The organism is Rhizobium leguminosarum bv. trifolii WSM2297, assembly GCF_000271845.1.
The window spans coordinates 3,156,253-3,169,562 of record NZ_JH719395.1 but is presented as its reverse complement, the minus strand read 5'-3'; the positions used below and the strand labels follow the sequence as shown (position 1 = coordinate 3,169,562).

Annotated in this window: 9 protein-coding genes; 6 read left to right on the top strand and 3 right to left on the bottom strand. The window is 61.7% G+C overall.

Translation table 11 applies throughout. The annotated features are described in order from the left end of the window. Window positions 1–21 precede the first annotated feature (21 nt). Window positions 22–768, bottom strand: a complete 747-nt coding sequence (gene ubiG / locus RLEG4DRAFT_RS30515) for a bifunctional 2-polyprenyl-6-hydroxyphenol methylase/3-demethylubiquinol 3-O-methyltransferase UbiG (RefSeq protein WP_003582556.1) — start codon at window positions 766–768, stop codon at window positions 22–24. 297 nt (window positions 769–1,065) lie between these two features. Here ubiG and RLEG4DRAFT_RS30510 point away from each other — a divergent pair, with 297 nt between their 5' ends. The 6 genes from RLEG4DRAFT_RS30510 to clpB all read left to right on the top strand — a co-directional run bounded on the left by RLEG4DRAFT_RS30510 (window position 1,066) and on the right by clpB (window position 10,680). Continuing rightward, window positions 1,066–2,340 carry an aspartate kinase gene (locus RLEG4DRAFT_RS30510; protein WP_003566987.1) on the top strand — a complete coding sequence of 425 codons (1,275 nt, stop codon included), beginning with the start codon at window positions 1,066–1,068 and terminating at the stop codon, window positions 2,338–2,340. A gap of 89 nt (window positions 2,341–2,429) precedes the next feature. Beyond that, window positions 2,430–4,697: a phosphoenolpyruvate--protein phosphotransferase gene (gene ptsP / locus RLEG4DRAFT_RS30505; RefSeq protein ID WP_003582553.1), complete on the top strand. Its 2,268-nt coding sequence runs from the start codon at window positions 2,430–2,432 to the stop codon at window positions 4,695–4,697. A gap of 126 nt (window positions 4,698–4,823) precedes the next feature. Next, window positions 4,824–5,903 carry a peptide chain release factor 1 gene (gene prfA, locus RLEG4DRAFT_RS30500; protein WP_003582551.1) on the top strand — a complete coding sequence of 360 codons (1,080 nt, stop codon included), beginning with the start codon at window positions 4,824–4,826 and terminating at the stop codon, window positions 5,901–5,903. Next, window positions 5,900–6,760 carry a peptide chain release factor N(5)-glutamine methyltransferase gene (gene prmC / locus RLEG4DRAFT_RS30495; RefSeq protein ID WP_003582549.1) on the top strand — a complete coding sequence of 287 codons (861 nt, stop codon included), beginning with the start codon at window positions 5,900–5,902 and terminating at the stop codon, window positions 6,758–6,760. The genes prfA and prmC overlap by 4 nt, the downstream gene beginning before the upstream one ends. 343 nt (window positions 6,761–7,103) lie before the next feature. Further along, window positions 7,104–7,829, top strand: a complete 726-nt coding sequence (locus tag RLEG4DRAFT_RS30490) for a DUF4167 domain-containing protein (protein ID WP_003582546.1) — start codon at window positions 7,104–7,106, stop codon at window positions 7,827–7,829. 250 nt (window positions 7,830–8,079) lie between these two features. Further along, entirely contained in the window at window positions 8,080–10,680 is a 2,601-nt protein-coding gene (clpB, locus tag RLEG4DRAFT_RS30485) for an ATP-dependent chaperone ClpB (RefSeq protein WP_003582544.1), read from the top strand. Between the two features lie 83 nt (window positions 10,681–10,763). Here clpB and RLEG4DRAFT_RS30480 read toward each other — a convergent pair whose 3' ends face one another. Next, the gene (locus RLEG4DRAFT_RS30480; protein WP_003582542.1) at window positions 10,764–12,704 is read right to left on the bottom strand and encodes a M23 family metallopeptidase; all 1,941 of its coding nucleotides are present in this window, start codon (window positions 12,702–12,704) and stop codon (window positions 10,764–10,766) included. Between the two features lie 391 nt (window positions 12,705–13,095). Further along, on the bottom strand, window positions 13,096–13,310 hold a 215-nt coding region (locus RLEG4DRAFT_RS41180), incomplete at its 5' end, for a hypothetical protein (protein WP_210161338.1).

Below are 13,310 nucleotides of genomic sequence, written 5' to 3'. Positions count from 1 at the left end.
CCGGCTTATTATCGGCAGGAGCTAGGCGGGCCGCTTTGCCAGCAGCATATAATTGACGTCCATATCTTTGGACAAGGTCCACTGGTTCGACAGTGGATTGAAGAAGACGCCGGTGCGGTCGGTAATCTCGAGGCCGCTTGCCGTCAATGGTTTTTCCAGCTCTTCGGGGCGTACCAGCTTCTCATATTGGTGGGTGCCGCGCGGCAGCCAGCGCAGAATGTTTTCGGCGGCGAAGATGGCAAGGGCTGCCGCCTTCATGGTGCGGTTGATCGTGGCAACGAAGATCAGGCCGCCGGGGCGGACCATTTTTGCGCAGGTCGTTATGAAAAACTCGACATCGGCGACGTGTTCGACCACTTCCATGTTCAAGACGATGTCGAAAGTTTCGCCGGCGCCCGCCAGTTCCTCGGCGGTGACGGCGCGGTAGTCGACCGAAACGCCGGAGGCGTTGGCATGGGTCGAGGCGATGCCGATATTTTTCTCGGAAGGATCGGCGCCGGTGACGGAGGCGCCCATGCGGGCGACAGGTTCGGACAGCAGACCGCCGCCGCAGCCGATATCGAGCACACGCAGGCCCTCCAGCGGGCGGGCGCTTTTCGGATCATGACCGAAATTCTCGCAGGCCTTGTCTCTGATATAGGCGAGGCGGACCGGATTGAACTTGTGCAACGGCTTGAACTTGCCGGTCGGGCTCCACCATTCCGCCGCCATCGCCGAGAAGCGGTCCACTTCGCCCTGGTCGATCGTGCTTCTGGCGCCTTCCGTCATCGTCCACTCCTTGTGTTCGTGACACGTGAAGTCGGACGATCGGGGGCATAAGTCAAGGGGCGCAGGCCAGAGCATCGATGAGTGCTACGCCGCTCGCCGATCGCTTTTATTGCGCGCGCTTGCCTCCCCCCGCCAAACTCGCTAAGAGACGCCGCAACTTGGGGCCTTGGGGACCCGGGCTTTTAGAGCGGTTCCGGAAGTCGGGAGCCGGCTCTCTGGCCAAGCGGTCTGCCCCAGAGCTTTCGTGATGCCGGGTCCGGTTTTCCGCTTTCCCGGCGCCAGTCGTGGTAGAGGCATATGGCACGCATCGTAATGAAATTCGGCGGTACGTCCGTCGCTGACCTGGATCGCATCAAGAACGTCGCCCGCCATGTAAAACGCGAAGTCGATGCCGGCCACGAGGTGGCGGTGGTGGTGTCGGCCATGTCCGGCAAGACCAATGAGCTGGTCGGCTGGGTGCAGGGCATGCCGAAGGTGATCGGCGCCAATTCGCCGTTTTACGATGCGCGGGAATATGATGCGGTGGTCGCCTCCGGCGAGCAGGTAACCTCCGGGCTGCTGGCGATCGCTTTGCAGGCGATGGATATCAATGCGCGCTCCTGGCAGGGATGGCAGATCCCGATCCGCACCGACAATGCGCATGGCGCGGCGCGGATCATGGAGATCGACGGCTCCGACATCGTCAAGCGGATGGGCGAGGGGCAGGTTGCCGTCATCGCCGGCTTCCAGGGACTTGGACCTGACAACCGCCTCGCGACGCTCGGCCGCGGTGGGTCGGACACGTCGGCTGTCGCGATCGCTGCAGCTGTCAAAGCGGATCGCTGCGATATCTATACCGATGTCGATGGCGTTTACACGACCGATCCGCGCATCGTGCCGAAGGCGCGCAGGCTGAAGAAGATCGCCTTCGAGGAAATGCTCGAAATGGCCTCGCTCGGCGCCAAGGTGCTGCAGGTGCGCTCGGTCGAGCTTGCCATGGTGCACAAGGTGCGCACCTTTGTGCGCTCATCATTCGAAGATCCCGATGCTCCGGGCATGGGCGATCTGCTAAACCCGCCCGGAACGCTGATTTGTGACGAGGATGAAATCGTGGAACAGGAAGTAGTCACCGGCATCGCCTATGCCAAGGATGAGGCTCAGATCTCGCTTCGCCGTCTTGCCGACCGGCCGGGCGTCTCCGCGGCGATCTTCGGACCGCTCGCCGAATCCCATATCAATGTCGACATGATCGTCCAGAATATCTCCGAGGACGGGTCGAAGACCGACATGACCTTCACCGTGCCGTCGGGCGACGTCGAGAAAGCGATCAAGGTGCTCGGCGACCATAAGGAGAAGATCGGCTACGATGTCGTGCAGAACGAATCGGGGCTGGTGAAAGTGTCGGTCATCGGCATCGGCATGCGCAGCCACGCCGGCGTGGCCGCGACCGCATTTCGTGCACTTGCCGAAAAAGGCATCAACATCAAGGCGATCACCACCTCCGAGATCAAGATTTCCATTCTGATCGACGGTCCTTATGCAGAACTCGCTGTCAGGACTTTGCATTCCTGCTACGGTCTGGATAAGAATTGATTCCCAGTGGGCGGCCTGCCCCTTCAGGTTGAGGAGATGAGGGCTGGCCTGCCGGGACTGAGTGCGTTGTTTCGGGAGCTTGAGACGCCATGAGAGACCTTTCCGGCGGTCCGCGCGTGCTGCTCAGGCGGCTGCGCGAGTTGATGGCGGAGCCGCTGGAGCCGCAGGATCGTCTTGACCGGATCGTCCGCCAGATCGCCGGCAACATGGTGGCCGAGGTCTGCTCGGTTTACGTGCTGCGCGCCGATGGCGTGCTCGAACTCTATGCGACCGAAGGCCTCAACCGTGAGGCCGTGCATCTGGCGCAATTGAAAATGGGGCAGGGCCTGGTCGGCACGATCGCGGCCTCGGCCCAGCCGCTGAACCTTTCCGACGCCCAGTCGCATCCGGCGTTCCGCTACCTGCCGGAAACGGGCGAAGAGATCTACCATTCCTTCCTCGGCGTGCCGATCCTCCGGACCGGGCGTTCGCTCGGCGTCCTCGTCGTGCAGAACAAGGCAAGCCGCAACTATCGCGAAGAGGAGCTGGAAGCGCTCGAGACGACGGCGATGGTGCTTGCCGAGATGATCGCCACCGGCGAGCTCAAAAAGATCACCAAGCCGGGCCTCGAACTCGACCTGACGCGTTCGGTGACGGTCGACGGCGACACCTATAATGACGGCATCGGCCTTGGTTACGTCGTGTTGCACGAGCCGCGCATCGTCGTCACCAACCTGCTCAACGAAGATGCCGAGAAGGAAATCCGGCGGCTGGCCGAAGCCATGGGCTCGCTCAGGATCTCCATCGACGACATGCTCTCGCGCCGCGATGTGTCGATGGAAGGCGAGCACCGCGAGGTGCTCGAAACCTATCGCATGTTCGCCCATGACCAGGGCTGGGTGCGCAAGCTCGAAGAGGCGATCCGCAACGGCCTGACGGCGGAAGCGGCGGTCGAGAAGGTGCAGAGCGACACCAAGGCGCGGATGATGCGGTTGACCGACCCCTATCTGCGCGAACGCATGCATGATTTCGAGGATCTGGCAAATCGGCTGCTCAGACAATTGACGGGTTATACCGGGCGGACGACCGCCGAGGGTTTCCCCAACGATGCGATCATCCTGGCGCGCGCCATGGGAGCGGCCGAGCTGCTCGATTATCCTCGTGCCAATGTGCGCGGGCTGGTGCTGGAAGAAGGTGCGGTGACGAGCCATGTGGTGATCGTCGCACGCGCCATGGGTATTCCGGTCATCGGCCAGGCAGCAGGTGTGGTGGCGCTCGCCGAGAACGGCGATGCCGTGATCATCGACGCCGACGAGGGGCATGTGCACCTGCGGCCGATGGCTGATCACCGGCGTTCCTACGAGGAAAAGGTTCGCTTCCGCGCCAGGCGGCAGGAACAGTTCCGGGCGTTGCGCGCCGTCGAGCCGGTGACCAAGGATGGGCAGCGCATCGCGATGATGATGAATGCGGGGCTGCTGGTCGACCTGCCGCAGCTTTCGGAATCGGGTGCCGAGGGCATCGGCCTGTTCCGCACCGAACTGCAGTTCATGATCGCCTCCACCATGCCGAAGGCGGAAGAGCAGGAGCAGTTCTACCGCAATGTGATAAAACAGGCGGCGGGCCGCCCCGTTACCTTCCGTACGCTCGATATCGGCGGCGATAAGGTCGTGCCCTATTTTCGTGGCCATGAGGAAGAAAATCCGGCGCTCGGCTGGCGCGCCATTCGGCTGTCGCTCGACCGGCCGGGGCTGTTGCGCACCCAGCTGCGCGCCCTGTTGAAGGCATCGGCCGATACCGAGCTGAAGCTGATGGTGCCGATGGTGACCGAGGTTGCCGAGTTGAAGATGGTGCGCGAACTGCTGCAGAGGGAAGTGCAGCATCTCTCGCGCTTCGGCCATGGGCTGCCGCGCAAGCTGCAATTCGGAGCGATGCTGGAGGTGCCCGCACTGCTTTGGCAGCTCGATGAGCTGATGGAGGCGGTGGATTTCGTCTCGGTCGGTTCGAACGACCTCTTCCAGTTCTCGATGGCGGTCGATCGCGGCAATGCGCGGGTCTCGGACCGGTTCGATCCGCTCGGCAAACCGTTTTTGCGCATTCTGCGCGATATCGTGCGCGGCGCGGACCGGAACAAGACGCCGGTGACGCTCTGCGGCGAACTCGCCAGCAAGCCGATCTCGGCGATGGCGCTGCTCGGTGTCGGTTTCCGTTCGATCTCGATGTCGCCGGCCTCGATCGGACCGGTGAAAGCGATGCTTCTCGGGCTCGATATCGGGGCGCTGGCAACGGCGATGGACGAGGTGCTGGACGATGTCCACGCCATGACGCCGATGCGCGAGGTGCTTGCCCGCTTCGCCGAGAGCCACAATATTCCCCTTTAGAGCGATTCAGCTTTTTCACGGAAACGCAGAACCGCTCTAACTTTTTACGCAATTCCGGACGGAAAACCGCTTCGCACTTTTCCTGGAATTGCTCTAGGCAGACATTAACAAGAATCGGAGTGAAGGGTGGCGAAGCTTCCCGTTGAAAAGATGCGCGAGCTGGAACGTCGTTTCGGCGAGATCGAGGCGCGCATGTCGGCCGGCCCGGCTGCCGATGTCTATGTGAAGCTGGCATCCGAATATTCCGAACTGCAGCCCGTCGTGACGAAGATCCGCGCCTATGAGAAGGCGAACGCCGAGCTTGCCGATCTCGAAACGCTGCTCGACGATAAGTCGGTCGATCGCGAAATGCGCGACCTCGCCGAGCTGGAACTACCTGAGGTGAAAGAGCAGATCGAGGCGCTCGAGCATGAGATGCAGATCCTGCTGCTGCCGAAGGACGCAGCGGACGAAAAGAGCGCGATCCTCGAAATCCGCGCCGGCACCGGCGGATCGGAAGCGGCGCTTTTTGCCGGCGACCTCTTTCGCATGTATGAGCGTTTCGCGGCGGAGAAGGGCTGGAAGGTGGAGGTTCTCTCGGCAAGTGAGGGCGAAGCCGGCGGCTACAAGGAAATCATCGCGACGATCACCGGCAGAGGCGTCTTCGCCAAGCTGAAATTCGAATCCGGCGTGCATCGCGTGCAGCGTGTGCCTGAGACCGAGGCGGGCGGGCGCATCCATACGTCGGCCGCAACGGTTGCGGTGCTGCCGGAGGCCGAGGAGATCGATATCGAGATCCGGCCGGAAGATATCCGCATCGACACGATGCGCTCTTCGGGCGCGGGCGGCCAGCACGTCAATACGACGGACTCGGCGGTGCGCATCACCCATCTGCCGAGCGGCATCGTTGTTACCAGCTCGGAAAAATCGCAGCACCAGAACCGCGCCAAGGCGATGCAGGTGCTGCGCTCCAGGCTCTACGATGCCGAGCGGCAGCGGGCTGACAGCGAGCGCTCGGCCGACCGCAAGAGCCAGGTCGGCTCCGGTGACCGCTCCGAACGCATCCGCACCTATAATTTCCCGCAGGGGCGCATAACCGACCATCGCATCAATCTGACGCTCTACAAACTCGACCGGATGATGGAAGGCGAGATCGAGGAGGTGGTCGATGCGTTGATGGCCGATTACCAGGCAAGCCAGCTGGCGCAGCTCGGCGAGCAGCAATGAGCGCGACGGTTGCCGCTACGCTTGCCGAAGCGCGCCGCCGCTTCACCGAAGCGGGTATCGCCGACCCGACAACCGATGCGCGGTTGCTTGTCGCGGGCCTTCTGAAACTATCGCCGACCGAGCTTTTGACGCGATCGGCCGAGTTGCTTTCGCCTGAGCAGGCGGAGCTCATGTCCAAGGCGCTGGAGCGGCGGCTCAGCCATGAGCCGGTGCACCGCATTCTCGGCGAGCGGGAATTTTACGGCCTGCCGCTTCGGCTCTCGGTGGAAACGCTGGAACCACGGCCGGATACGGAAATCCTGGTCGATACGGTGCTTGCCTATCTCAAGGACCTTGCAAAGGCGCAAGGCCGTCTCCATATCCTTGACATGGGAACCGGGACCGGGGCGATATGCCTTGCGCTTTTGAGCGAATGTCCTGAGGCGTCAGGTGTCGGGAGCGACATATCGGCGGATGCACTTCGCACAGCAAGATCGAATGCAGAAAGAAACGGGTTGCAGGATCGTTTTCAGGCCGTGGAGTCTAGATGGTTCGAGAGCATCCAGGGTTCGTTTCACGCGATTGTCTCAAATCCGCCCTATATTGCTTCCAATGTCATTCACGATCTCGCTCCCGAAGTGACGAAATTTGATCCGGTCGCGGCACTGGATGGCGGCCCGGATGGGCTTGACGCCTATCACGCCATCGCCAAGGATGCGGCAAGGTTCTTGAGGCCCGATGGGGTCGTCGGGCTGGAAATCGGTTACGATCAGCGGAACGATGTGACGGCGATCTTTGAAGCGAAAGGCTTCGAGTGCCTCAAATCCGTAAAAGATTATGGTCAGAACGATAGGGTGCTCGTGTTCGCGCTCGCGTGACAGGCGATAATCGCTGCATTGAACGGGACATTATTGTTATTGCGAAGAAAAGGCTTGGATTTCCCAGGGAAGCAATATAGGTTGCGGTCACGTGTTGGGCAGATAGGAATGAACGAGATTCGTTCGGTACTTGGTTTGCCTCGGGGGTCCGCTCTTTTAAACGAGAGTTTCAACGGTTGAACACGACCCAACGCGTGAATCAGTCAATCTGACTTGAGAACCAAGCGGCAGGTCGGCGCAAAGGCGCAGTATGCTCGCGGCACAAAGGTCCTGACCCGGTTTTCCGGTCATGGCGGTTGGTGCCATGTATCCATCACAAACAGAGAATTCAGGTGAACGATCTATGAGGCCAGGACAGCAGAACAAGCGCGGTCGAGGGCGTGGTAACAATAATAACAACGGCGGCGGCGGCGGAAATAACAATAACAACAATTTCAACCGCAAGGGCGGCAATCCGCTGACCCGGACCTATGACAGCTCCGGCCCCGATGTGAAGATTCGCGGGACTGCCCAGCATATCGCCGAAAAATACGCGCAGCTCGCCCGCGATGCTCAAAGCTCCGGCGACCGCGTGATTGCCGAGAACTATCTCCAGCACGCCGAACATTACAACCGTATCATCGCCAGCGCCCAGGCGCAGATGCAGGAACGCTTCCAGCGCGACGATCGCGGCGAGTTTGATCGCGACGGCGCAGACCGCGACGGCGACGACATGGACGGCAACGACAATGACGGCGATGACGTTGTTATCGTTCAGCCGCCGCAGAACCGGCAGCATCAGCCACGGCCGCAACCGGAGCCCCAGCCGGCTCCCGCTCCGGCCCCGGTAGCGTCCCAGGCCGAAGTCATCGACGGAACCGGCCCGCAGCCGGAGATCGACGGCATTCCGGCCGAAGTCGCGATGGACGAGGAAGGTGCCGGCGGCCAGCCGCGCGAACGCCAGCCCCGCCGCCGCAGCACCGGCAGCCGCCCCCGTCGCCCGCGTCGCGGCGCCGAGGGCGAAGCCGCTGCTGAAGGCGAGGGCGCTTCCGGCGAGGCGCCGGTGCTGGCCGATGCCGCATCGGAATGAGGATTTCGCTTCTCCTTCGGGGGAAGCGTGAGCTTCACGCCATCTGTTAGAATTGCAAAGAAAATCCCCGGCCTCGCGCCGGGGATTTTCGTTTTGCCGGCTCTTTAAACTCGCAGAACAGGCTACCATATTCTCCTCGACTGCTTCGCCCAATTGAGAGATGGGCCAAGCGCGGCCTGCCTTTTCAGGGGGTCGATCTCAATCATCGGTCTGCGCCTCGTCAGGGCAGGGCGATCCATGGAGGTAGAATATGAATATCGAGAAATATTCCGAGCGGGTGCGCGGCTTCATCCAGTCGGCGCAGACCTATGCGCTGGCGCAAGGTCACCAGCAATTTACGCCTGAGCATGTGCTGAAAGTCCTGCTCGACGACGATCAGGGCATGGCGGCGTCGCTGATCGAGCGCGCCGGCGGCGATGCCAAGGCGGCCCGCCTTGCCAATGACGCGGCGCTGGCCAAACTGCCGAAAATTTCCGGCGGCAACGGCAATATCTATCTGGCCCAGCCGCTCGCCAAAGTGCTTTCGACCGCCGAAGAGGCGGCGAAGAAGGCCGGCGACAGTTTCGTCACCGTCGAGCGCCTGCTGCAGGCGCTGGCAATCGAATCCTCAGCCTCAACCTTTTCGACGCTGAAGAATTCAGGCGTGACGGCCCAGGGCCTGAACCAGGTCATCAACGACATCCGCAAGGGCCGGACGGCGGATTCCTCCAATGCCGAGCAGGGTTTCGATTCGCTGAAGAAGTTCGCACGCGATCTCACCGCCGAAGCCCGCGAGGGCAAGCTCGATCCGGTGATCGGCCGCGACGACGAAATCCGCCGCACCATCCAGGTGCTTTCGCGCCGCACCAAGAACAATCCTGTGCTGATCGGTGAACCCGGCGTCGGCAAGACGGCGATCGTCGAGGGGCTGGCGCTGCGCATCGTCAACGGTGACGTGCCGGAATCGCTGAAGGACAAAAAGCTGATGGCGCTCGATATGGGCGCGCTGATTGCCGGAGCGAAATACCGCGGCGAATTCGAGGAGCGGCTGAAGGCCGTGCTCAATGAAGTCCAGGCTGAGAACGGCGAGATCATCCTGTTCATCGACGAGATGCACACGCTGGTCGGTGCCGGCAAGGCCGATGGGGCGATGGACGCTTCCAACCTGTTGAAGCCCGCTCTTGCCCGCGGCGAACTGCATTGCGTCGGAGCGACCACGCTCGACGAATATCGCAAACATGTCGAGAAGGATCCGGCCCTTGCCCGCCGCTTCCAGCCTGTTGTCGTCGACGAACCGACGGTCGAAGACACGATCTCGATCCTGCGCGGCCTCAAGGAAAAATACGAGCAGCATCACAAGGTGCGCATCGCCGATGCGGCGCTGGTGGCGGCTGCGACGCTTTCCAACCGCTATATCACCGACCGTTTCCTGCCCGACAAGGCGATCGATCTGATGGATGAGGCGGCCGCACGGCTGCGCATGCAGGTGGATTCCAAACCGGAAGAACTCGACGAACTCGATCGCCGCATCATTCAGCTGAAGATCGAGCGCGAGGCGCTGAAGAAGGAAACCGACGTCGCCTCGGCCGACCGGCTGAAGCGACTGGAGACCGAATTGACCGGCCTCGAAGAGGAGGCCGACGCGTTGACGGCCCGCTGGCAGGCGGAAAAGCAGAAGCTCGGCCTGGCCGCCGATCTCAAGAAGCAGCTCGATGATGCGCGCAACGAACTGGCGATCGCCCAGCGCAAGGGTGAATTCCAGCGGGCCGGCGAGCTGACCTATGGTGTCATTCCGGATCTGGAAAAGCAGCTGGTCGACGCCGAAAAGCAGGACGGCGAACGCGGTGCGATGGTGCAGGAGGTGGTTATCCCCGACAACATCGCCCATGTCGTTTCCCGCTGGACGGGCATTCCAGTCGACAGGATGCTGGAAGGCGAACGCGACAAGCTGCTTCGGATGGAAGACGAGCTGGCGAAATCGGTGATCGGCCAGGGTGATGCGGTTCAGGCCGTGTCGCGGGCGGTGCGGCGCGCGCGCGCCGGCCTGCAGGATCCGAACCGGCCGATCGGCTCGTTCATTTTCCTCGGGCCGACGGGTGTCGGCAAAACCGAGCTCACCAAGGCGCTCGCCCGCTTCCTCTTCGACGATGAGACTGCGATGGTGCGCATGGACATGTCGGAATATATGGAGAAACACTCCGTTGCCCGGCTGATCGGCGCGCCTCCCGGTTATGTCGGTTACGACGAAGGCGGGGCGCTGACGGAAGCCGTGCGCCGCCGGCCCTATCAGGTCGTGCTGTTCGACGAGATCGAGAAGGCGCATCCCGACGTCTTCAACATCCTGCTGCAGGTGCTGGACGACGGACGCCTGACGGATGGCCAGGGCCGGACCGTCGATTTCCGCAACACGATGATCATCATGACCTCGAACCTCGGCGCCGAATATCTGACGCAGCTCGCCGACGGCGACGACAGCGATACGGTTCGCGAGCCGGTGATGGGGGTCGTGCGCGGGCATTTCCGGCCGGAATTCCTGAACCGCATCGATGAGATCATCCTCTTCCACCGCCTGAAGCGTGAGGAGATGGGTGCGATCGTCGATATCCAGCTGAAGCGGCTGGTGGCGCTGCTGTCGGAACGCAAGATCGTCATCGATCTCGACGAGGAAGCCCGCCATTGGCTGGCGAACAAGGGTTACGATCCGGTCTACGGCGCAAGGCCGCTGAAGCGGGTGATCCAGAAGTTCGTGCAGGATCCGCTGGCCGAGCAGATCCTGTCCGGCCAAGTGCCGGACGGATCGACGGTGAAGGTGACCAGCGGTTCCGACCGGCTGCAGTTCAGGACGCGGCAGACGGTGAGCGAAGCGGCGTAAACCCGCCTGCCGGATGAATGAGAAATGGCGGCCTCGGCCGCCATTTTTGTCTGGCGGAGACGAAACGACGCAAGGGTTGGGGATTACTTGCTCGCCACCTGATCCGAGGCCTGGTTGTTCAGCAGCGTATCGATGCGCTTGCGCTCGTCCTCGAATTTCGCCAGCGCCTCACCCTGCAGCGATTTGCCGCCCGGCAGGCGGATGCGCAGTGGATCGACCTTGGTGCCGTTGACGATCAGCTCGTAATGCAAATGCGGTCCGGTGGACTCGCCCGTCGTGCCGACCCAGCCGATCACCTGACCCTGGCGGATCTTGGCGCCGGGGGTAACGCCCTTGGCGATGGCGCTCTGGTGATTGTAGGAGGATTCATAGCCGTTGGCGTGACGGATAATCGTCTGGTTGCCGTAACCGCCGGAATCCCAGCCGGCTTTTTCGACCGTGCCGTTGCCGGCGGCGATGATCGCGGTGCCGCGGGGTGCCGCCCAATCGACGCCGGTGTGCATGCGGGCGAAACCGAGGATCGGGTGACGGCGCATGCCGAAGCCCGATTTGAAGATGCCGTTCGGGACCGGGTTACGCAGCAGGAACTGGCGGATGCTTTTGCCGTTCTCGTCGAAATAATCGACCGTGCCGTCGTCCGGATCCTGGAAGCGGTAGAAGCGTGTCTGCGTATCGCCGAAACGGGCGTTGACGTAGAGCAGTTCGGAATCCTCGGTCGCCTGGCCGGCGCTGTCGGCGACGGAGAAGAAGGCTTCGAGACTGTCGGTCGGCCGCAACTGCGCCTGGAAATCGACATTGCTGGCGAGCAGCTTGATGATCAGCGCCGTCATATCCTTGGTCATGCCGTAGGAAAGGGCGGCGCGATAGATGCCGTCATAGACGCGCGGCAGGTTCTGGCCCGGCGGCGGCGCGAAGGAATTGTCATCGAAGGCGGTGGCGATGGCGTCCAGCATCGGCGGCTCGCTGCCGGGCACGTATCTGCCCTTGTCGTCGACGGCCACGGTGACGAGGTGGCGCGTGCCGCGATAGACGCTGGCGCGGATGATCTTTGCCTGTTCGCCCTTCTGAATGATGCCGATGCGCAGCACATCGCCCTTGTCGAGATCGGCGGAACCCAGTTGCTGCGAGATGAAACCGGCAATGCCATCGGCATATTGCTGCGGATAGCCTGAATCCGTCAGCGCCTTGGCGATCGGCGTGTCGATGCGCACAGGCAGGATGTCGTCGGCGAACTCCTCGGTCTGCGGCGTGATCGATTCCGATGCGGAGACGGTCATGTTCTGTTCGAGCACGCGGGCGGAGAGGCCAGCGGTCAGATCGACATCGGCATCCTCGTTGGAGAAACGGCGCGGATCGACATAATAGAGGGCTGCAAGCTGAGTGTTGCCATCGGTCAGGACGGAGCCGTTGGAGCGCACATTCTCTTCGACCTCCTCGAGCGACAGGCCGGAGGCCATCTTCATGCTGGACTTGCCGGTCGGGAAGGGGATGGTCTTCAGGCTGACTTCGGATTCGACGTCGGAGCCGTAAATCGCGCCGGTGCGGCTTTGCGGGGCGGGCTGCGGCTCGTCGGCGGAAAAGATCGCCAGGGGATCGAAGTCGGGATAGTCCTCGGTCGCCACATGGTTGGCGGCCAGCGTCATCTTCACATGCGCGAAGGGCTGGCGGCGCACGACCTCTTTCTCACCGTCGTGGACGACTGTGGAAACCTCCATGATCGCTCGGTCGGAGGGTTTTGCGGCGATGGCGGGTGCAATCAGCCTTCCGCCGCGCACCACTGTCGTATCCTCATGCGCGTCTGCCGCCGCACTGGCATAGGCTTCGGCCGGGATCGCCAATTGCTGGCGGCCGTCAAGGGCGGCAAAAAGCGCAACACCCATCAGGACTGAGGATGTGATGCCGGTGAGGAACGTACCCGAGAGCCAGCGCAGAGACACTTCGCGGCGGTCGGGCGCACGCCTGCCGTCGGCCAGAAGCGGAGGCTCGTTGCCCAACGAGCGGATCATCATTTTCTCCGTCATCATGGCAGTCGGGTCCGCGTCCTTACATCAGGCGTCTCTGGAAGCATTTCTCGGCCATCCTGGCTGGGGCAAAAGATGTGCATATTTTGGGCATGGAAGTCAAATCGCCCAAGGAAAGGCAGTCTACCTGCATTTGCCTGTGTGAATCATGCGTCTCTTAAGACCAGCAGATTGTGATGATGTCGGGGCGCGGGGAGACGAAAGAGCGTTCTTCCCCCCGAAAAGTCGAAAGGCGTTCACTTTCCTGGCTGTGGCAGGCGGATCGGAATCCGGGAAACGACCGCATTCTCGCGTCGTCTGAAAATTCGTCTGGAAAAACAATGGTCTGAAAGAAAAGTCACTTTTTTCAAAAAGGGCTGTTGACTGTTCGGGAGGGTTAGTTCTATAAGCCCACTCACTGAACGAGGGCGGCGGCGCTGCTGGCGACGAAGTCTTTCGTTCTGAAGAAACCCAAGCGGATTAGCGGATTGCTGGTTTGTGCTTCGAGCGAGAGTTTGGAGCGTTGGTTTTGTCGACGGCCTTTGGTGTCGTCTGTTATTTGACAATTGAAGATTGGAAGAAAGAGAAACGTGGGCGGCGGAGCTTGCGGGATCTGAAGCGATTTGGATC

What these genes read in the sequence shown, in the direction of transcription:
- ptsP (WP_003582553.1), top strand. Translation starts at nt 2,430, where the DNA reads ATGAGAGACCTTTCCGGCGGTCCGCGCGTGCTGCTCAGGCGGCTGCGC.
- RLEG4DRAFT_RS30480 (WP_003582542.1), bottom strand. Translation starts at nt 12,704, where the DNA reads ATGATGACGGAGAAAATGATGATCCGCTCGTTGGGCAACGAGCCTCCG.
- RLEG4DRAFT_RS30490 (WP_003582546.1), top strand. Translation starts at nt 7,104, where the DNA reads ATGAGGCCAGGACAGCAGAACAAGCGCGGTCGAGGGCGTGGTAACAAT.
- ubiG (WP_003582556.1), bottom strand. Translation starts at nt 768, where the DNA reads ATGACGGAAGGCGCCAGAAGCACGATCGACCAGGGCGAAGTGGACCGC.
- prmC (WP_003582549.1), top strand. Translation starts at nt 5,900, where the DNA reads ATGAGCGCGACGGTTGCCGCTACGCTTGCCGAAGCGCGCCGCCGCTTC.
- clpB (WP_003582544.1), top strand. Translation starts at nt 8,080, where the DNA reads ATGAATATCGAGAAATATTCCGAGCGGGTGCGCGGCTTCATCCAGTCG.
- RLEG4DRAFT_RS30510 (WP_003566987.1), top strand. Translation starts at nt 1,066, where the DNA reads ATGGCACGCATCGTAATGAAATTCGGCGGTACGTCCGTCGCTGACCTG.